The 19,498-nt window shown below is 68.2% G+C and carries 15 protein-coding genes and 1 riboswitch; of the genes, 11 read left to right on the top strand and 4 right to left on the bottom strand.

Features of this window, described 5'->3' with window-relative positions; genetic code table 11:
* The first annotated feature begins 96 nt into the window (after nt 1–96).
* The 7 genes from R5H19_RS02470 to R5H19_RS02440 all read left to right on the top strand — a co-directional run bounded on the left by R5H19_RS02470 (nt 97) and on the right by R5H19_RS02440 (nt 8,984).
* Nucleotides 97–2,640: a TonB-dependent receptor gene (locus R5H19_RS02470; RefSeq protein WP_318157385.1), complete on the top strand. Its 2,544-nt coding sequence runs from the start codon at nt 97–99 to the stop codon at nt 2,638–2,640.
* Between the two features lie 56 nt (nt 2,641–2,696).
* Nucleotides 2,697–3,683 (top strand): tRNA dihydrouridine synthase DusB, encoded by a 987-nt coding sequence (gene dusB, locus R5H19_RS02465; RefSeq protein ID WP_318157384.1) that lies wholly within the window; start codon nt 2,697–2,699, stop codon nt 3,681–3,683.
* Between the two features lie 102 nt (nt 3,684–3,785).
* Entirely contained in the window at nt 3,786–4,616 is an 831-nt protein-coding gene (locus tag R5H19_RS02460; protein ID WP_318157383.1) for a methyltransferase domain-containing protein, read from the top strand.
* A gap of 196 nt (nt 4,617–4,812) precedes the next feature.
* The gene (gene metK, locus R5H19_RS02455; protein WP_318157382.1) at nt 4,813–6,012 is read left to right on the top strand and encodes a methionine adenosyltransferase; all 1,200 of its coding nucleotides are present in this window, start codon (nt 4,813–4,815) and stop codon (nt 6,010–6,012) included.
* Between the two features lie 133 nt (nt 6,013–6,145).
* Nucleotides 6,146–8,014: an ATP-binding cassette domain-containing protein gene (locus R5H19_RS02450; protein WP_318157381.1), complete on the top strand. Its 1,869-nt coding sequence runs from the start codon at nt 6,146–6,148 to the stop codon at nt 8,012–8,014.
* A gap of 54 nt (nt 8,015–8,068) precedes the next feature.
* Complete coding sequence (locus R5H19_RS02445; RefSeq protein WP_318157380.1) at nt 8,069–8,698, top strand: glutathione S-transferase family protein; 630 nt, start codon at nt 8,069–8,071, stop codon at nt 8,696–8,698.
* A 4-nt stretch (nt 8,699–8,702) separates the two neighbouring features.
* Complete coding sequence (locus R5H19_RS02440) at nt 8,703–8,984, top strand: GIY-YIG nuclease family protein (protein WP_318157379.1); 282 nt, start codon at nt 8,703–8,705, stop codon at nt 8,982–8,984.
* Between the two features lie 120 nt (nt 8,985–9,104).
* Here R5H19_RS02440 and ppc read toward each other — a convergent pair whose 3' ends face one another.
* Complete coding sequence (gene ppc, locus R5H19_RS02435; RefSeq protein WP_318157378.1) at nt 9,105–11,810, bottom strand: phosphoenolpyruvate carboxylase; 2,706 nt, start codon at nt 11,808–11,810, stop codon at nt 9,105–9,107.
* A gap of 107 nt (nt 11,811–11,917) precedes the next feature.
* A riboswitch (S-adenosyl-L-homocysteine riboswitch) is annotated at nt 11,918–12,048 on the top strand.
* 84 nt (nt 12,049–12,132) lie between these two features.
* Here ppc and ahcY point away from each other — a divergent pair.
* A complete protein-coding gene (ahcY, locus tag R5H19_RS02430) occupies nt 12,133–13,572 on the top strand; it encodes an adenosylhomocysteinase (RefSeq protein ID WP_318157377.1) in 1,440 nt (479 codons plus the stop codon).
* A gap of 84 nt (nt 13,573–13,656) precedes the next feature.
* On the opposite strand, the gene R5H19_RS02425 is transcribed toward ahcY, so the two are convergent.
* Nucleotides 13,657–14,214, bottom strand: coding sequence for a DUF3228 family protein (locus R5H19_RS02425; RefSeq protein WP_318157376.1), 558 nt, complete (start codon nt 14,212–14,214; stop codon nt 13,657–13,659).
* 142 nt (nt 14,215–14,356) lie between these two features.
* Between R5H19_RS02425 and metF the strand changes: the two genes are divergently transcribed.
* From metF to R5H19_RS02410, 3 genes are read left to right on the top strand one after another with little or no spacing between them, the layout of a single operon-like run.
* Entirely contained in the window at nt 14,357–15,181 is an 825-nt protein-coding gene (gene metF, locus R5H19_RS02420) for a methylenetetrahydrofolate reductase [NAD(P)H] (RefSeq protein WP_318157375.1), read from the top strand.
* Nucleotides 15,182–15,206: 25 nt separating this feature from the next.
* A complete protein-coding gene (locus R5H19_RS02415) occupies nt 15,207–15,758 on the top strand; it encodes a DUF4124 domain-containing protein (RefSeq protein WP_318157374.1) in 552 nt (183 codons plus the stop codon).
* 53 nt (nt 15,759–15,811) lie between these two features.
* Nucleotides 15,812–16,729, top strand: coding sequence for a branched-chain amino acid transaminase (locus tag R5H19_RS02410; RefSeq protein WP_318157373.1), 918 nt, complete (start codon nt 15,812–15,814; stop codon nt 16,727–16,729).
* A 704-nt stretch (nt 16,730–17,433) separates the two neighbouring features.
* On the opposite strand, the gene R5H19_RS02405 is transcribed toward R5H19_RS02410, so the two are convergent.
* Nucleotides 17,434–18,717 carry a HAMP domain-containing sensor histidine kinase gene (locus tag R5H19_RS02405; protein WP_318157372.1) on the bottom strand — a complete coding sequence of 428 codons (1,284 nt, stop codon included), beginning with the start codon at nt 18,715–18,717 and terminating at the stop codon, nt 17,434–17,436.
* Nucleotides 18,701–19,387 (bottom strand): response regulator transcription factor, encoded by a 687-nt coding sequence (locus tag R5H19_RS02400; RefSeq protein WP_318157371.1) that lies wholly within the window; start codon nt 19,385–19,387, stop codon nt 18,701–18,703. Before R5H19_RS02400 ends, R5H19_RS02405 begins: the two co-directional genes overlap by 17 nt.
* Between the last annotated feature and the right edge of the window lie 111 nt (nt 19,388–19,498).

Raw genomic sequence — 19,498 nt, 5'->3', positions numbered from 1 at the left:
GGGTCGCAAGTCAAAACGTAGGGGTACGGGTACGGTGCCACATCGCTGGGGAGCGACGCCACCGTGCACCACGATCCACCACGGGGGGAGAAAACCATGCATAACCGCAGTCACCGCCAGCAAAAACTGGCGTTCTCGATCATTGCCATACTCGCCGCCCAGCTGCCCCTGGCGCACGCACAAGACACCGCGGCACCTGCCAGCACCAAGCAGGAGGCCGACAAGCAGGTCACCACGCTCAGCCAGATCACGGTACACGCACAAAAGCGCGAGGAACTGTTGCAGGACGTACCGATCACCATGGTGACGCTGCCTGAACAGCTGCTGCAGGACACCGGCGTACGCGACATCAAGGACCTGCAGACCCTGGTGCCGACCCTGTTCGTCACCAGTACCACCTCGGAGACGCAAACCACCGCGCGCATCCGCGGCGTTGGCACGGTCGGCGACAACCCCGGCCTGGAATCCTCGGTCGGCATCGTGATCGACGGCGTGCCGCGCGCACGCAACGGCGTGGCGTTCGGCGATCTCGGCGAACTGGAACAAGTGGAAGTGCTGAAGGGCCCGCAGGGCACCGTGTTCGGCAAGAACACCTCGGCCGGCCTGATCAACGTGACCACCAAGCGGCCCAGCTTCAAGGAAGAAGGCAATCTCGAATTCACCGCGGGCAATTACGGCGCGGCGGGCGTGTCCGGCTCGTACAACAACAAGCTGAGCGACTACGCCGCGTTCCGCGTCTACGCAGCGAACCGCAAGCGCGACGGCTTCAATGACGTGAACACCGGCGTGGGTCCGCGCACGCTCAAGAGCGACGGCGACCAGGACTTCCATTCGGTGCGCGCGCAACTGCTGCTCACGCCGAGCGACAGTCTGGCCATCAACATCATTGGCGACTACACCCAGCGCAATGAAAACTGCTGTGTCGGCGTTACCGTGGTGAGCGGCCCCACCGCGGCGATCGTCAATGCGCTGGCCGGCGGCAATGGCCTGATCCCGGCCGTGGACATCGACAAGCGGCTCGCCTACAGCAACCGTGACACCACGCAGAACATCACCGACAAGGGCCTGTCGACCGAGGTGAACTGGAACACCTCGTGGTTCGGCAACGCCACGCTCACCTCGATCACCGCGCTGCGCAAGTGGGATGCCATCGTCGGCACCGACCTCGACTTCAGCGGCGCCGACATCTGGTACCGCCCGTATGGCGCCAACGACAACTCGGTGCGCTTCAAGACCCTCAGCCAGGAACTGCGCCTGTCCGGCAACACGGACCGCGTCGACTGGATGGTCGGCCTGTACTACGACAACGAGAATCTGCAGCGCCACGATGCAGTCACCCTGGGCACAGCGTACGAACCCTATCTGTCCACCGCCTTGCTGAACGACATCGCCAAGTCGTTCCCGGCCGGCATGGTCAACACCGCCGGGGCCGCCACGTTCCTGTCTCAGGCCACCGGCAGGGCTTACGGCACCTCGTTCGTCGGCGCCGCATCGCACGACCGCTGGAACCAGGATGCGAAGAGCACGGCTGCGTTCGGCAACGTCACCTTCCATGCGACCGACAAGCTGGCCCTGACCCTGGGCCTGCGCTACACCCACGAGAACAAGTCGGTCGACTCGTACTACACCAACCCGAATGGCAGCCTGGGTTGCGCCGCCGGGCTGGCCAGCCCGGCGCAGGTCGGCGGTGCGCTGGCCGCGCGGGGCGTGCCGGCGCCGTATATCGCGGCGATCGTGCCCACGGTGATCGGCTACATGTGCCTGCCCTGGGCCAACCCGATGTTCAACGGCCGCGCCACATCACAGGACTTCACCGCGAATGAGTGGTCAGGCACGCTGAAGGCCGCGTACCGCTGGGACGACAACGTGATGACCTATGCCTCGGCTGCGCGCGGCTACAAGGCCGGCGGCTTCAATCTGGATCGGGTGCAATCGAGCAACGGGCGCAGCGACGGCCCGCAGGGCATCGTTCCGGTCACCGACACCTCGTTCCCGGGCGAGTTCGTGGACAGCTACGAGCTGGGCACCAAGACCAGCTGGCGGGACGGCAACCTGTTGCTGAACGCCGCGCTGTTCCATTCGAAGTACACCGATTTCCAGCTCAACAGCTTCCTCGGTACCAGCTATGTGGTGCGCTCGGTGCCCGAACTGACCACCAAGGGCCTGGACGCCGACATGCTGTGGCAGACCCGGATTCCGGGACTGTCGTTGCAGGCCGGCGCCACCTACACCGATGCGAAGTACGGCAACGATCCGCTGCCCGACCCCGCCCTGGTGCTGGTGCCCGGCAACACCGCGGGGTTCGCACCGAAGTGGGCGCTCACCGGCGGAGTCACCTACCAGTGGAACTTCAGTGACTCCCTGATGGGGCGCTTCAACGTCGGTGCCAAGCACATGACCGAGTACAACACCGGGTCCGACCTGAACCCGGCCAAGCTGCAGCTCGCCTACACGCTGCTGAATGCCCGCCTGATCGTCGGCGCCGTCAGCAAACGCTGGCAGGTCGAGCTGTGGGGCAACAACCTGACGGACCGCACCTACAAGCAGGTGGGCTTCGACGCGCCGATCCAGCCCGGCTCGTACAACGCCTTCCTCGGTGCCCCCCGCACGTTCGGCCTGACCGTGCGCGGCTCGCTGTAACCGCAATCGCGGAAACCGCCGGCACGGCGGTTTCCGCGATTCACTACAATGGCCGGATGCAAATCGGCCCCTACCTCATCGACCCGCCGCTGGTGCTCGCCCCGATGGCGGGCGTCACCGACAAGCCGTTCCGCCTGCTGTGCAAGCGGCTGGGCGCAGGGCTGGCCGTGTCGGAGATGACCACTGCCGACCCGAGCCTGTGGCACACGCGCAAATCGTTGCGGCGGATGGACCACGCCGGCGAACCCGAGCCGGTCAGCGTGCAGATCGCCGGCTACGACCCGGCGATGCTGGCCGAGGCGGCGCGCTTCAACGTCGCCAACGGCGCGCAGATCATCGACATCAACATGGGCTGCCCGGCGAAGAAGGTGTGCAACGTGTGGTCCGGCTCCGCACTGCTGCAGGACGAGCCACTGGTGGCGCGCATCGTCAAGGCGGTGGTGGACGCGGTGGAGGTGCCGGTGACGCTGAAGATCCGCACCGGCTGGGACCGCCAGCACCGCAACGCGCTGAACATCGCGCGCATCGCCGAGGACGCCGGCATCGCCGCACTGGCCGTGCACGGCCGCACCCGCGCCGACAAGTACGAGGGCGAGGCCGAGTACGCCACCATCGCCGCGGTGAAGGCCGCCGTGCGCATCCCGGTGCTGGCCAACGGCGACGTGTGCACGCCGCGGCAGGCGAAGCACGTGCTCGCCGTCACCGGTGCCGACGCGCTGATGATCGGCCGTGGCGCGCAGGGCCGACCGTGGATCTTCCGCGAGATCGCCCACTACCTCGCCACCGGCGAACTGCTGCCCGAGCCGGCACCGGCCGAGGTCGCCGCGATCCTGCTCGGCCACCTGGAGCACCTGCACGCGTTCTACGGCGAGCCGGCCGGCGTGCGCATCGCGCGCAAGCACCTGGGCTGGTACGCGAAGGACCGCCCGGAGAATGCCGCGTTCCGGCAAGTGGTCAACCGTGCGGAAACCGCCGGCGAGCAGCTGCGCCTGACCCGCGACTACTTTGCCGCGCTGCAGGACGAGGCACGCCTGGCCGCCTGAGCGCACGCTCCGCAGAAAAGCATCGGTCGCACGCTCCGGCATCATGACGGAGGAGTACCGTGGGCAGGCAGGGGCGGTTCCCACGAATCCCCAGCCACGACCATGAACAGCACCACCACGGGCGAATTTCCCTATATCCACGGATTTTCCGCGGCGGAGCAATCACGGCTGGTGCGGCAGGCGCGCATGTTCGAAACCAGCCTGTTCAACCACATCGACTACAGCGACGCGACCCGCCTGCTGGAGGTCGGCTGCGGCGTCGGCGCACAGACCGAGATCCTGTTGCGACGGTTTCCGCAACTGCACGTCACCGGCATCGACCGCTCCGCGGCGCAACTGGCCGCCGCCGAACGCAAGCTGGCCGAAACCACCTGGTGCGCCACGCGCTACACCCTGCAGCAGGCCGACGCCACGGACCTTCCCTTCGCCGAGCGCAGCTTCGACGCCGCCTACCTGTGCTGGGTGCTGGAGCACATGCCCAGCCCGGCGCGCGTGCTCAGCGAGGTACGCCGCGTGCTCAGCCCCGGCGCCGTCGTCTACGTCACCGAGGTGCTCAACTCCTCCTTCTTCCTCGATCCCTACTCGCCAAACCTGCTGCGCTACTGGATGGCCTTCAACGATTACCAGTACGACACCGGCGGCGATCCGTTCATCGGCGCCAAGCTGGGCAACCTGCTGCTGGCCGGTGGCTACCGCGACGTGCAGACGGAAGTGAAAAGCGTCCATCTGGACAACCGCCAGCCGGCGCGGCGCAAGCGCATGATCGAATTCTGGGAAGAACTGCTGCTGTCGGCAGCCGAGCAGCTGGTGCTGGCCGGAAAGGTCGATGCCGTCACGGTCGAGGGCATGCGTACGGAGCTGCAGGCGGTCCGCAACGACCCCGATGCGGTGTTCTTCTTCGCGTTCGTGCAGGCACGCGCCAGCCCCTACTGAGCCGCGCGCGAGCCGCCCCGCCACGAGTCACGCCCGACCGAGGCCGTCGCGGCAGGCCGTAAAGCCGTCCAAACGACTGAACACGCGTCTAACCCCGCAACCACCAGAATCGTCCCGGGCTGCAAAACGGGGGGCGGCGATGTATCATGCGCGACCTCTTTTATCTTTCTATCCGCACGAAGGGATATAAACCGCGATGTCCAACTACCTGTTCACTTCCGAATCGGTCTCCGAAGGCCATCCGGACAAGGTCGCCGACCAGATCTCCGACGCCGTGCTGGACGCGATCGTCGCGCAGGACCCGCGTGCCCGCGTGGCCTGCGAAACCATGGTCAAGACCGGCGTGGCGATCGTCGCCGGCGAAATCACCACCAATGCGTGGATCGACCTCGAGGCGATCACCCGCAAGGTGATCCTCGACATCGGCTACGACTCCAGCGACGTCGGCTTCGACGGCGCCACCTGCGGCGTGATCAACCTGATCGGCAAACAGTCGCCGGACATCAACCAGGGCGTGGACCGCAAGAAGCCGGAAGAACAGGGCGCCGGCGACCAGGGCCTGATGTTCGGCTACGCGACGAACGAGACGAAGGACTTCATGCCGGCGGCGATCTACTACTCGCACCGGCTGGTCGAGCAGCAGGCGAAAGTCCGCAAGCGGAAGAACTCGCCGCTGCCGTGGCTGCGCCCGGACGCCAAGAGCCAGGTCACCCTGCGCTACGAGAACGGCGTGGCCACCGCGATCGACGCCGTGGTGCTGTCCACCCAGCACGACCCCTCGGTCAAGCACAAGGACCTGGTCGAGGCCGTGCGCGAACACATCCTCAAGCCGGTGCTGCCGGCCAAGCTGCTGCACAAGGCCACCAAGATCCACATCAACCCGACCGGCAAGTTCGTCATCGGTGGCCCAGTGGGCGACTGCGGCCTGACCGGCCGCAAGATCATCGTCGACACCTACGGCGGCTGGGCCCGCCACGGTGGCGGCGCGTTCTCCGGCAAGGACCCGTCCAAGGTCGACCGTTCGGCCGCCTACGCCGCGCGCTACGTGGCCAAGAACATCGTGGCCGCCGGCATCGCCGACCGCTGCGAGGTGCAGGTCAGCTACGCGATCGGCGTGGCGCATCCCACCTCGATCTCGGTCACCACCTTCGGCACCGGCAAGATCAGCGACGAGAAGATCGAGAAGCTGATCCGCCAGCACTTCGACCTGCGCCCGTACGGCATTCTGCAGATGCTCGACCTGATTCACCCGATGTACCAGCAGACCGCCAGCTACGGCCACTTCGGCCGCACCCCGCACCAGATGAAGGGCCCGGACGGCAAGGCCTTCACCGCGTTCTCGTGGGAAAAGACCGACCGCGCCGAGGCGCTGCGCAAGGATGCCAAGCTGAAGTAAGCCGCCGGCGCATTCGCTGCACGACAAGAACCCCGTGGCCCGCCGCGGGGTTTTTTCTTGATGCCCCTCCTTTTCGCCTCATTGCGCTGCGCCGTGAGGAAGAGTCGCCTTCGCGTCCCGGTACAATGGCGGAATGTCTCTTATCCAACTGCAACGCGTCGACTTCAGCATCGGCGGTCCGCTCCTGCTCGAACACGTCGATCTGTCGATCGAGGCGAACGAGCGGGTGTGCATCGTCGGCCGCAATGGCGAAGGCAAGTCCACCCTGATGAAGCTGATCGCCGGCGAACTGCAGGCCGACGACGGCGAGGTGCGCATCCAGAACGGCATCGTGGTGGCGCGGATGGCGCAGGAGGTGCCGCAGGGCACCGCCGGCAGCGTGTTCGACGTGGTCGCCGAAGGGTTGGGCGACCTGGGCCGGCTGCTGGCGCGTTATCACCACCTGCTCGACCAGGGCGACTTCGACGCGCTCGGCGACGTGCAGCAGCAGATCGAGGCGCAGCATGGGTGGGACCTGGACCGCCGGGTCAGCGACGTGCTGACCCAGCTCGAATTGCCCGGCGAGACCGACTTCGCCGCGCTGTCCGGCGGCATGAAGCGCCGCGTGCTGCTGGCCCAGGCGCTGGTGCGCAAGCCCGACGTGCTGCTGCTGGACGAGCCGACCAACCACCTCGACATCGAGGCGATCGGCTGGCTGGAAAGCTTCCTCAGGCAGTTCGCCGGCAGCATCGTGTTCGTCACCCATGACCGCGCCTTCCTGCGCGCGCTGGCCACGCGCATCGTCGAGATCGACCGCGGACAGCTCACCGACTGGCCCGGCGACTACGACAACTACCTGCGCCGTCGCGAGGAACGCCTGCACGCCGAGGCGCAGGCCAACGCGCTGTTCGACAAGAAACTGGCGCAGGAAGAAGTGTGGATCCGCCAGGGCATCAAGGCCCGGCGCACCCGCAACGAGGGCCGCGTGCGCGCGCTGAAGGCGCTGCGTGCGGAGCGCGCGCAACGTCGCGAGCTGGGCGGCAACGTGAAGATGACCGCGGCCAACGCGCAGGCCTCGGGCAAGAAGGTGATCGACCTCGAGCACGTGCACCAGGCCTACGACGGCCGCGTGCTGATCGACGACCTCACCACCACGGTGATGCGCGGCGACCGCATCGGCATCATCGGCCCGAACGGCGCCGGCAAGAGCACCCTGCTGAAGATCATGCTGGGCGAGCTGAAGCCGCAACGCGGCAGCGCGGAGTTGGGCACCGGCATCCAAATTGCCTACTTCGACCAGCACCGGCTGCAGCTCAACGACCAGCTCAACGCACTGGACAATGTGGCCGAAGGCCGCGAGTACATCGAACTCAACGGCCAACGCAAGCACATCATCGGCTACCTGCAGGACTTCCTGTTCTCGCCCGAACGCGCCCGCGCGCCGATCACCCGCCTGTCCGGCGGCGAGCGGAACCGCCTGCTGCTGGCGAAACTCTTCGCGCAGCCGTCCAACCTGTTGGTGATGGACGAGCCGACCAACGACCTCGACGTCGAGACGCTGGAACTGCTCGAAGAACTGCTGACCGACTATCAGGGCACCCTGCTGCTGGTCTCGCACGACCGCGCCTTCCTCGACAACGTCGTGTCCAGCACCCTGGTGCTGGAAGGCGACGGCCGGGTCGGCGAATACGTGGGCGGCTACAGCGACTGGCTGCGCCAGCGGCCGGTGCCGCGCAGCACGGCCGCCAGCAGCAAGACGACCGCCGTTGCGCCGCCGGCAGCACCGTCCGTGCCGGCAGCACCGAAACGCAAGCGCAGCTTCAAGGAACAGCACGAGCTGGAACAGTTGCCGCAGCGCATCGAGCAACTGGAAGGCGACATCGCCGCACGCACTGCCGCGATGAACGACCCGGCCTTCTTCCAGCAGGACAGCGCCGCCATCGTCAAGGCGAACGAGGCGCTGGTGACGCTGCAGGCGGAGCTGGACGCGGCGTATGCGCGCTGGAGCGAACTGGACGGCTGAGTGCGTGAACGCGGCGGCGTATCATTCATGGATTGCCACGCACGGATGATCACCATGTACACGCTCTACTACGCCCCCGGTTCCGCCAACCTCGTCGTCCATCTCGCGCTGCTGGAGATCGGCGCGCCGCACGAACTCAGGCGCGTCGACCTCGAGAAGGGCGAGCAGCGCAGCGCCGAGTACCTGGCGATCAACCCGAACGGCGTGGTGCCGACCCTGCTGGTCGATGGCGTACCGCACGGCGAAGCCGCGGCGCTGGCGATACTGCTGGCCGAACGGCATCCGGAAGCCGCGCTGGCGCCCAGCCCCGGCAGCGCGCAGCGTGCGGACTTCCTGCAGTGGATGCTGTACCTGGCCAACAACCTGCAGCCGCTGTTCCGCCAGTGGTTCTACCCCGGCGACCACCTGCCCGAGGGCACCGACACGGTCAAGCAGGCGGCCCGCGCCGGCATCGAGAAATGCTGGTCGAAGATCGACGCGCACCTCGCCGCGCACGGCCCGTACATGCTCGGCGACGAGTTCAGCCTGGTCGACCTGTACGCGCTGATGCTGATGCGCTGGTCGCGCAACATGCCGCGCCCGGCGACGGCCTGGCCGCAGCTGGCCGCGCTGGCCACGCGCCTGAAGGCGCGGCCGTCGTGGAAGCAGGTGTGCGAGGCCGAGGGCCTGGTCGAGTGGGCCTGAGCGCATGAGCGACGGCGCCGACGCCTGGGCCGTCTACCTGCTCGAATGCGCCGACGGCCGCGTCTATACCGGCATCGCGCGCGACCCCGAACAACGCTACGCCAAGCACCTCGCCGGCAAGGGCGCGCGTTTCACCCGTTCCAACCCGCCGCAGCGGTTGCTGGGCTGGGTGTGGGTTGCCAGCCGCAGCGAGGCGCTCAGACTGGAGATCGCGTGGAAGCGCTTGCCGCGCGAGGCCCGCATCGCCGCCCTGCTCGAAAGCAAGCATTCCACGACACCTCCGTAGGGTGGGCACTGCCTGCCCTGCGCGGCCGGATCAGCTGGGTAGGGCGGGCACTGCCCGCCGGCTCCGCGTTGAGCCGTGGCCGGAAGCGGCGGGCCGTGCCCGCCCTACGAAATGCCGCAGTCAGCCGGTGTTCTGCAGTCCCTGCGCCACGCCGTTGACGCAGGCGACCAGCGCCTGCAGTACGGCGTCGTCCTGGCGGTCGCTCTCGCGCCAACGCTGCAGCAGGTCGACCTGCAGCAGGCTCATCGGATCGACGTACGGATTGCGCAGATGGATCGAGGCGGCCAGACGCGGCTCGTCGCGCAGCAGTGCGTCGCTGCCCTTGAGCCGCAACAACCAGTGGCGGGTGCGCGCGAACTCGTCGCGGATCAGGCCGAAGAATTCGTCGTGCAGCGGGCCGGACAGTTTCGAGAACGCTTCGGCGATGTCCAGGTCGCACTTGGCCAGCACCATCTCCACGTCGTCCAGCAGGTTGCAGAAGAACGGCCAGTCGCGCGCCATCTCGGCCAGCGCGGCCTCGCCGAACTGCAGCGCACCCTGCTCCAGCGCGCTGCCCAGGCCGTACCAGCCGGGCAGGATCGAGCGGCACTGGGTCCAGGCGAACACCCACGGGATCGCGCGCAAATCCTGCACGCCGCGCATGCTGCGGCGGCTGGCCGGACGCGAGCCCAGGGTCATCCGCTCGATCACGTCGACCGGCGTGGCGCTGCGGAAATAGTCCACGAAGTGTTCGCGTTCGACGAAGGCGCGATAGTGCCTCCGGCTGATCGCCGACAGCGCGTCCATCCGCTCGCTCCAGCGTTCCACGCGCGGCTCGCTCCCGGGCGGGCGCAGCGACGCGCGCAGCACCGCGCCCACGGTCTGCTCCAGGTTGCGCAGCGCCAGTGCGCGGATGCCGTACTTGCGATGGATCACCTCGCCCTGCTCGGTCACCCGCAGCACGCCGGCCACCGCGCCGCGCGGCGAGGACATCAGCGCGGGCGTGATGCGTGCGCCGCCACGGCTGGCCGAGCCGCCGCGACCGTGGAAGAACGCCAGATGGATGTTGGCGGCGTTCGCCATTTCCAGCAACTCCGCCTGGGCGCGCTGCAGGCCCCAGCGCGAGGCCAACGTGCCGCCATCCTTGCCGCTGTCGGAGTAGCCCAGCATCACCCACTGCTGGTCGCCGCGCGCGGCAAGGTGGCGGCGGTAGACCGGGTCGTCGAGCAGCGCGCGCAAGGTGGCCGGCGCGTTCTTCAGGTCGTCGACGGTCTCGAACAGCGGCGCGATGTTGAGCGGCACGTCGTTCGACGCATCGACCAACCCGCCACGTCGCGCCAGCGCCAGCACCGCCAGCACGTCGGCGGCCGAGCGCGCCATGCTGATGATGTACAGGCCGGTGGCGTCGTGGCCATGGCTGCGGCGGCTGTCGCGCAAGGTGGTGAACACCGCCTGCAGGGATTCGGCATCCGTGTCGTCGCACGGCGCGAACGCGGCTTCGCCGCTGGCATAGGGGCGCAGCCGGTCGGCGCGCGCGACGCCGTCGCGACCGGCCCAGTCCGGATCGGCCAGCAGTGCGGCCAGCGCGTCGTCGTGCACGCGCGAATCCTGCCGCACGTCGAGCCGCGCCAGGTGGAAGCCGAAGCTGCGCACGCGGCACAGTAGCCGTTCCACCGCGTAGGCGCCGGCGTGCACGCCGCGGTGCTGGAACAGGCTGTCGGCGATCAGCTGCAGGTCGTCGAGCAGTTCGGCGCTGGACGGATAACCATCCGCGGCGGTGTCGGCGGTCAGCGCCAGCCGCGCGTCGACCAGCTGCAGCAGGCAGCGGTACGGCATGTCGGCGTGGCGTGGGCGGATCCGCGCCGCGGCCGCGGGAAAGCGCGCGCGGTAGTCGGCCAGCCGCGCGCGCAACGCGTCGGACACCGCCACGCGGCCCTCGGTCTGGCTGAGCAGGCGCGCCAGCGCGGCGACGTCCTCGCGGTAGCGCTCCAGCACCAGCGCGCGCTGTGAGGCCAGGCAGTCGGCGATGGTGTCGGCGCCCACATTGGGGTTGCCGTCCATGTCGCCGCCGACCCAGCTGGCGAAGCGCAGCAGCCGCGGCAGCCGGATCGCCACGCCGTAGGTCTGCTGCAGCGCCTGCGCCAGCGCCTCGTACAGCGCCGGCACGATCCGGTACAGCGGGTTGGCCAGGTAGAAATCCACGTGCTCGCGCTCGTCCTGCACGCTGGGCCGCACCGGCGAGGCCTCGGCGGTCTGCCAGCCGGCGGACAGCGCCATGTAGATGCGGTCGTCGTCCTCCCGGCGCTCCTGCGGCGTGCGTTCGCGATCGAAACCGTCGATCAGCGAGCGCACGATCGCCTGTTCCTTCTCCAGCAGCGAACGGCGCATCGCCTCGGTCGGGTGCGCGGTGAACACCGGTTCGATCCACAGCCGGTCGAGCCAGCCGACCAGTTCGTCGGCGCCCACGCCGGCGGCCTTCAGCCGACCCAGCACGTCGAGCAGCGATTCGGGCTGCGGCGCGCTGCCCTCGCGCTGGTAGTCGCGGCGACGGCGGATACGGTGCACCCGCTCGGCCGTGTTGACCGCCTGGAAGTAGGTGGCGAACGCGCGCGCCAGCGCCTCGGCGTCGCGCGCATCGAGGCCGGCCAGCGAAGCGGCCAGCTCGCCCACCGCGGCGCCTTCGCGGCGGCGGCGGATGGCGGCGAGGCGCACCTGCTCGACCCGCGCGTAGAACGCGTCGCCGCCCTGCTCGGCCAGCATCCGCCCCACCATCGCGCCGAGCCGGCCGACGTCCTCGCGCAACGGGCCGTCGGGGGGCAGGAACTCGGGCTCGCGATTTGCTTCCACGCCGTGCTCCAGGTTGCGACCAGGCGTCCAGCCTACCGAATCGGCGCGGCCGCGGCACCACGCCGGCAGGCACAAGCTTATGCCGCTACAATGGCGTGCTTGCACTGCCCGCCGAGGGGCGCTGCGACCGTTGGCGTGAATGCGGTTCCATCCGCATGGTCCCGCACTTCCCTGTGCGGACCCTTCACAAAATCGGCCAGGCTCGGCGCGGCACGTTCCACAACGGCGCCCGGTTGTTTGTACGCGAGTCCCTTCGCGAAGCAAGACCGGCCATCCACGGCCGGACGCTTCACGGGAGCCTCGCACTAACCGGAGATTACCGATGAACGCCGCACTCAAAGAAAACACCCACGACTACAAGATCCGCGACATCAGCCTGGCCGACTTCGGCCGCAAGGAGCTGGACATCGCCGAGCACGAGATGCCGGGCCTGATGTCGATCCGCCGCAAGTACGCGCCGCAGCAGCCGCTGAAGGGCGTGCGCGTGACCGGTTCCCTGCACATGACGATCCAGACCGCGGTGCTGATCGAGACGCTGAAGGACATCGGCGCCGACGTGCGCTGGGCCTCGTGCAACATCTTCTCGACCCAGGACCACGCCGCCGCCGCGATCGCCAAGAGCGGCACGCCGGTGTTCGCCTGGAAGGGCGAGACGCTGGAGGAATACTGGGACTGCACGCTGGACGCGCTGTCCTTCCCCGACGGCAAGGGCGGCTTCCTTGGGCCCCAGCTGGTGGTCGACGACGGCGGCGACGTCACGTTGCTGATCCACAAGGGCTACGAGCTGGAGAAGGGCTCGAACTGGGTCAACGAGAAGGCCTCCTCGCACGAGGAACAGGTAATCAAGAACCTGCTCAAGCGCGTGCACGCCGAGCGCCCGGGCTACTGGCACACCGTGGTGAAGGACTGGAAGGGCGTCTCCGAAGAGACCACCACCGGCGTGCACCGGCTGTACCAGCTGGCCGAGGCGAAGTCGCTGCTGGTGCCGGCGATCAACGTCAACGACTCGGTCACCAAGAGCAAGTTCGACAACCTGTACGGCTGCCGCGAGTCGCTGGCCGACGGCCTGAAGCGCGCGATGGACGTGATGCTGGCCGGCAAGCTGGCCGTGGTCTGCGGCTACGGCGACGTCGGCAAGGGCTGCGCGCACTCGCTGCGTGCCTACGGCGCGCGCGTGGTGGTCACCGAGATCGACCCGATCAACGCGCTGCAGGCGGCGATGGAAGGCTTCGAGGTCAACACCGTCGAGAGCACGCTGGGCCGCGGCGACATCTACGTCACCACCACCGGCAACAAGGACGTGATCCGCCTGGAGCACATGCAGGCGATGAAGGACCAGGCCATCGTCTGCAACATCGGCCACTTCGACAATGAGATCCAGGTCGACGCACTGAACGCCGTGCCCGGCGTGAGCAAGCTCAACATCAAGCCGCAGGTGGACAAGTACACCTTCAAGGACGGCCGCGCGATCTTCCTGCTTGCCGAGGGCCGCCTGGTGAACCTGGGCTGCGCCACCGGCCACCCGAGCTTTGTGATGAGCAACAGCTTCTCCAACCAGACGCTGGCGCAGATCGACCTGTGGGCGCACAAGGACAGCTACGAGGCCAAGGTCTACATCCTGCCGAAGAAGCTCGACGAGGAAGTCGCGCGCCTGCATCTGGAAAAGATCGGCGTGAAGCTCACCACGCTCAGCGCCGAACAGGCCGCCTACCTCGGCGTGCCAGTGGAAGGCCCGTACAAGCCGGATCACTACCGCTACTGAGCGGGGCTCCGCTGCATGCATGAAACGGGCGCCTCACGGCGCCCGTTTCATTTAGGCGGAGTCATCTCGCCACGCCCGGATGGGTCACGGCCGCCAGTTCGCGTTGGCCTCCCAGAACGCCACGCTGCGCCGGTAGGCCTCGCGGTCCAGCGACACGCCGGAGCCGCCTTCGTCCACGCCCAGCGCGTTGCGCATCATGGTGATCGGCGCCATCGGGATTTCCTCCGGCTCCAGGGTGTACAGGCAGCCCACGATGCCCCATTCGGCGGCTATGGGCTCGCCTTCCTTCGCCAGCTGCTCGCGGCTGTAGAGGATGGCGATGAGGTAATTCGCCACCGGCGGCTCCATGCCCTCGAACCAGCGCACCAGTACCGGCAGTTCGGCCTTGGTGCGCGCCTCGTAGGCCGAGCGCAGCAGGTGGCGGTTGGCCTCGGTGACCGGCACGGTGAGGCAACGCGTGGAGGTCCAGTTACGGTGCACGTGCAGCTTGCAGAACGGCGCGTAACCGTCCAGCACGCGCAGCGGCGGCTCGTCGTTCAGGCGACGCTCGAAGGCCTCGGGCGTGCAGTCTCGGATCGTGTTTCCACGCGCCTCGCGGGGAAACAGGCGGGCGCGGGCGAAGGGGGTGAGGACGATGGACATGGCATGGCCGGCAGGGAAAGGCGCCCAGCCTAGCGCATGGGCCGGCGAGCCCTCGCCGCCCGGTACGCAGCTCGTCTCCGGCATCTATCCTTTCATCGCGATGAATGTATAGAATTACCGGGAACCACCGCCAGGGACGTCCATGCCTGCCATCAGCTTCGAATTCTTCCCGCCCAAGACCGACGAGCAGCGCGCCCAGCTGGATCGCGCAGCGCAATTGCTGAAGGCCTGGCAGCCGGAGTACGCCTCGGTGACCTTCGGCGCCGGCGGCTCCACACTCAGCTACACCGGCGACACGGTGGCGCGACTGCATGCGCAGCACGGCCTTCCCGTGGCGCCGCACCTGTCGTGCATGGGTGGCACCCGGACCGAGATCGCCGCACTGCTGGATGGCTACCGCGCCGCCGGCTACCGGCGCATCGTGGCGCTGCGCGGCGACATGCCCTCGGGCATGGCCAGCGCCGGCGACTTCCGCTACGCCGCCGAGCTGGTGCGCTTCATCCGCGAACACTGCGGCGACCATTTCCACATCGAGGTGGCGGCCTACCCGGAAACCCACCCGCAGGCCGACGACGCACTGCGCGACCTGCAGCACTTCAAGGCGAAGATCGACGCCGGCGCGAACGGCGCGATCACCCAGTACTTCTTCAACCCCGACGCCTATTTCCGTTTCGTCGACGACGTGCGCCGGCTCGGCGTCGAGGTGCCGATCGTGCCCGGCATCATGCCGATCGCCAACTTCAGCCAGCTGAAGCGCTTCTCCGACCTGTGCGGCGCCGAGATCCCGCGCTGGATCGCCAAGCGCATGCAGGCGCACGGCGACGACGCCGACGCGATCCGCGCGCTCGGCGCCGAGGTGGTGGCGCAGCTGTGCCGGCGCCTGCTCGAGGGCGGCGCGCCGGGATTGCATTTCTACACGCTGAACCGGGCGAAGGCGACGCAAGCAGTACTGCAGCAACTTTCCTGATCCGCGGGAAGGCTATGCTGGCGCGATGCACCGCCTGACCGCCCCGCTCCTGCTGACCGTACTGGCCTGCGCCGTACCGGCCGCGGCGCAGACGCCGATCCATCGCTGCATCGGCGCGAACGGCGGCGCGGTATTCACCGACCAGCCCTGTACCGCGCTGCAGGCCATACCGGTCAGCCCGAACGTGTCGTCCGCGCAAGCCACGCCGCTGGCCGCGCCGCCGCCGGTCCTGTGCGCCACGAGCCCCGGCGAGCTGCGCCGGAGCGTGATCGACGCGTTTGCCAGCCGCGACGCCAACCGCCTGGCCGGCCTGATGCTGTGGGACGGCTACGGCCGCGGCGCAGTGATCGCGGACATCCGTTCGCTGGCCGAGCTGATGAAGCAGCCGCTGCTGGACGCGGACCTCCCGGGCGACAGCCCGCCACCCGCAGCCGCCGGCACTGCCCCCGCGGCGCCATCGCCCGGCCAGCGGTTGCTGCTGCAGGTCGCCGGCAACGACGGCAGCGGCACCCCGCGCGAGCTGCATTTCGACATCGTGCGCCAGGCCGGCTGCCTGTGGCTGCGCAGCGCGGATTGACGCCGTCCCGACGGCCAACCGCTATCATGGGCGGTCCCCAATGGAGAACCGACATGGCCCAGCAATACCCCGAGTGGATCTGGCAGAACGGCCGCATCAAGCCTTGGGCCGAGGCAACCACCCACGTGATGTCGCATGCGCTGCACTACGGCTCGTCGGTGTTCGAGGGCATCCGCAGCTACGCCACGCCCGACGGCGCGGCGATCTTCCGTCTCACCGACCACCTGAACCGGCTGTACATGTCCGCCAAGATCTACGACATGGCGCTGCCGTACACGGCCGACGAACTGGCCGCGGCCTGCCGTGAAGTGATCCGCCGCAACGGCCTGGGCGCTTCCTACCTGCGTCCGGTGGCATGGCGTGGCCTGGGCGGCTTCGGCCTGTCCGCCGAGACCCCGGTCGACATGGCCGTGGCCGCGTGGCCAATGGGCCCGTACCTCGGACCGGAGGCGCTGCAGAACGGCATCGACGCCTGCGTGTCGAGCTGGCAGCGCTTCGCGCCGAACACCATCCCGGCCGGCGCCAAGGCCGGCGGTAATTATCTGTCCGGCCAGCTGATCGCGCGCGAGGCGCGCCGGCTCGGCTTCGGCGAGGGCATCGCGCTGGCCTCCACCGGCCTGCTCAGCGAAGGCGCCGGCGAGAACCTGTTCCTGGTCTTCGACGGCGTGCTGCACACGCCGCCGGCCAGCGCCTCGCTGCTCACCGGCATCACCCGCAACACGCTGATGACGCTGGCGCGCGAAGACGGCATCGAAGTGGTCGAGCGCGACATCCCGCGCGAATACCTCTACCTCGCCGACGAACTGCTGATGTGCGGCACCGCCGCCGAGATCACCCCGATCCGCTCGGTCGACGGCAAGCAGGTCGGCGCCGGCAAGGCCGGCCGCGTCACGTTGCGCCTGCAGGAACTGTTCTTCGGCTTGTTCGACGGCCGCACCCACGACAAGTGGGGCTGGCTGGAACAGGTCTGAGACCCGACTCCCTCCCCTGCTTTGCATGGGAGGGAGCAGAGCGTGCGGCTTCGGGCCCGGTCCCTCCCCCTGCGCAGCAGGGGGAGGTCAGGAGGGGGTGCGCTTTTGATCTTGGCGCGAGAGCAAAGAGCGACCCCAACCTCCCAAAAGGGATTCCCTTCGGTCACGGCCCTCCCCTGCTTTGCAGGGGAGGGAGCAGAGCGTGCAGCCCCGGGCTAGGTCCCTCCCCCTGCGCAGCAGGGGGAGGTCAGGAGGGGGTGCGCTCTTGATCCTGGCGCGAGAGGCGAAGAGCGACCCCACCCCAGCCCTCCCCTGCTTTGCAGGGGAGGGAGCAGAGCGTGCAGCCCCGGGCTAGGTCCCTCCCCCTGCGCAGCAGGGGGAGGTCAGGAGGGGGTGCGCTTTTGATCCTGGCTCTAGAGCGAAGAGCGACCCCACCCTCCCAAAAGGGATTCCCTTCGGTCACGGCCCTGCCCTGCTTTGCAGGGGAGGGAGCAGAGCGTGCGGCCCCGGGCTAGGTCCCTCCCCCTGCGCAGCAGGGGGAGGTCAGGAGGGGGTGCGCTTTTGATCTTGGCGCGAGAGCAAAGAGCGACCCCACCCTCCCAAAAGGGATTCCCTTCGGTCACGGCCCTCCCCTGCTTTGCACGGGAGGGAGCAGAGCGTGCGGCTTCGGGGCGGTCCCTCCTTGCGCACCAGGATGGGCTTGCTCAGTTGAACTTGATGCTGGCGATCGCGCCGTTGGCGTCGCTGCGCGGACGCATCGAGACGTCCCAACCGTAGAGTTCGCACAGGCGACGCACGATGGCCAGGCCGAGGCCGGCGCCGCTGCCGCCGGCGCCCTCGCCGCGCACGCCGCGCTGGAACAATCGCTCGGCGTCCTCCGGCTTGATCCCGGGGCCGGTGTCGATCACCTCGATGCGGCCGTCGCCCACTTCGACGCGCACGCTGCCCTCCAGCGTGTACTTGATCGCGTTGCCGACCAGGTTGGTCAGCGCCACCGACAGCACCGAGGCCGGCGCGTTGACACTGACCGGCGCGTTGACGGCCAGCTCGATGGTCAGCGGCTTGCCGCGCATCTGCGGGCGCTGGCTCTCGATCACGTCGGCGGCGACCTTGCCGACCTCGGTGGTCTCGCCGCGGGTGGGCCCGCGCCGTTCGGCGCGCGACAGCAGCAGCAGCGCCTCGATCAGCTCGGTGGCCTGGCGCGAGGCGCGCTCGATGCGCTTGAGCCGTTCGGCGAGCTTGGGCGTGAGATCGGGCGAGCCCTGCAGCAGCTCGGTGGTGGAGGCGATCACCGCCAGCGGCGTGCGCAGCTCGTGGCTGACGTCGGAATTGAACTCGCGGTCGCGCTCGACCATCGCGGTGAGCCGCGCCGAATATTCGTCCAGCGCGTGCGCCAGCTCGCCCACCTCGTCGTCGGCGAAATGCGGCGCCAGCGGTTCGGCCTTGCCGGCCTTGCGGAAGTCGCGCAGGCGATTGGCCAGCTCGCTGACCGGCTTGAGCACCTTGCGCGACAGCCACAAGCCCAGTGCCAGCGACAGCAGGCCGAACAGGAATACCGCACCGACCACGCTGATCAGCAACTGCTGCTTGCCGAGATCGTCGCGACTGACGTCGTACTTGACGAAGGCAATCAGGCCGTACTTGCGGCTGACCGCCAGTTTGTAGTGCCGCGCATGACCGTCCTCGCCGGTCTCGTAGATGTCGTGCACGCCCGTGGGCAATTGCTGCCAGGACAGCGGTGCCTTGTAGAGGGTGCGGTCGCTCCAGCCCCAGCCGGTCATCAGCTTGGAATAGAACGGTTGCCCCGGCGACTCGTGCATCTGTTGCACGTAGCTGTCTGCGTCCTGCTGCAGCGAGGACACCACCAGTTGGTCCTCCACCTTGGCGCGCACGTACAGCGCGGCCACGGCGAACAGCGCGCTGAGGCCGAAGCCGAACAGCGCGAACGAGACGATCAGGCGGAACCGCAGCTTACGCCTGGACCGCATCCGGCTCGACCATCCGATAGCCAATGCCGTGCCGCGTGTGGATCAGCGGCTTGTCGAAGGGCTTGTCGATCGCCGCGCGCAGGCCGTGGATGTGCACGCGCAGGCTGTCGCTGTCCGGCAGTTCCTCGCCCCACACGCGCTGCTCCAGGTCCTGCCGGGTGACCACCGAGGGGCTCGCTTCCATCAGCGCCTGCAGCAGCTTCAGGCCGATCGGGTTCAGCTGGATCGACTTGCCCTCGCGGTTCACCGTCAGCGTGTCCAGGTTGAAGGTGAGGTCGGCCACTTTCAGCACGCGGCTCTGCGGACCCTTGCCGCGGCGCGCCAGCACTTCCAGTCGCGCGGACAGTTCCTGCAGCGCGAACGGCTTGGTCATGTAGTCGTCGGCGCCGGATTCGAAACCGGTCAGCTTCTGCTCCAGCGCGTCGCGCGCGGTCAGCATCAGGATCGGGGTCTGCTTGTGCGCCTCGTGGCGCAGCTTGCGCGCGACTTCCAGACCGTCCATGCCGGGCAGGGTGAGGTCGAGCACGATCACGTCGAAATCGTGCACCACCGCCAGGTGCAGGCCGGTCACGCCGTCGCCGGCGAAATCCACCACGTGGCCGCGGTCTTCCAGATAATCGCCGATGTTGGTCGCGATATCGCTGTTGTCTTCGATTACCAGTACGCGCATGGGTCACTCCTGCACAGCCGGCGCACGGGCAGGCTGGGGTTGCAAGCTTAACAATCTTGGGTGAAGCCGGCGCGCCGGCCGCGCCATGAAACTGAATGGGGTGCCGCGCAG

This window comes from Rhodanobacter sp. KK11 (genome assembly GCF_033345435.1).
Lineage (GTDB): Bacteria > Pseudomonadota > Gammaproteobacteria > Xanthomonadales > Rhodanobacteraceae > Rhodanobacter.
This window is presented reverse-complemented; position numbering and strand designations above follow the sequence as displayed.